Below are 960 nucleotides of genomic sequence, written 5' to 3'. Positions count from 1 at the left end.
ACATTAAAGCTCAGATATCGACGATCATTAACTGATGATTGATCGAGATAACCTATCACAATAGGCTATCTCGATCAGAACTAACAGTTTTACTTAAATCAAATCCTTAATTATTATCACCATAATATTTATCTTTTTGATGCAATCGGAATTAGAGGTTATTATTTTGATTAATTATTTATTGATGAATGAAAATAATAACTTTCAATCTTCATTTTATATATTAAATATAATATCTATTTGTTTGTAATAAAAATTAGTCACGATAATCAAGGGCGCGCGGATCAGCAATTAGGGATTACTGGGCGATTACTTGATAATGCTTTGACCTACCAATTAACGGCGAGTGGGGATAATCAGGCTCAACAGCACGCTAAATCTGGGTTATCAAGGTGACAATGTGTATTTGGGGGGGCGGCTACAGTTATGGTAGTGAAAGTCAATCTTTGAACCTCAACGCGAATGGGGGACTCATTGCTCATGCCCACGGGGTGACATTTAGCCGCTTTATGGGGACCTCAATGGCAGTAGTTGAAGCACCTGATACTGTAGGAAGCACATTAAACGGAGGAATAGCGACGGTTGACTCTGGTGGGTATACGGTGGTGCCTTATTTGATTGATTACAGTAAGAATACCGTGAATTTAGACGTGAATACGCTTCTTGAAAATATCACAACGGAAGAGACTTCCATCAATCTTTACCCCACTAAAGGAGCAATTGTGAAAGCCCATTTTCAAACGAAAAATGGGTATTAAGCCTTAATGACATTAAAAATGTGAGGCCATGATACCGTTGGGAGCGACAGTGGTTGTCCATAGTGACAACGACTCTGCTGAACAAAACACCAGTATTGTTGGGGATGGTGGTCAGGTGTACTTATCCGGTCTATCTGAGATAGGGTACCTTGATGTAAAATGGGGAAATACTGATGTTCAGCGTTGTCGGGCTGAATTTAAT

General features: G+C 39.1%; 2 protein-coding genes. Both read left to right on the top strand.

Going from position 1 to position 960, the window contains the following annotated elements:
• Positions 1-398: 398 nt before the first annotated feature.
• On the top strand, positions 399-758 hold the full coding sequence (locus ACIPUA_RS17950; protein WP_249890880.1) for a fimbria/pilus outer membrane usher protein: 360 nt from the start codon (positions 399-401) through the stop codon (positions 756-758).
• Between the two features lie 28 nt (positions 759-786).
• The coding region (locus tag ACIPUA_RS17945) for a FimD/PapC C-terminal domain-containing protein (protein ID WP_449059942.1) at positions 787-960 on the top strand (174 nt) is incomplete at its 3' end.

Source organism: Providencia sp. AGC89 (genome assembly GCF_053543535.1).
The sequence above is the reverse complement of the archived record's forward strand: the minus strand, read 5'-3'. Positions and strand labels throughout refer to the sequence as shown.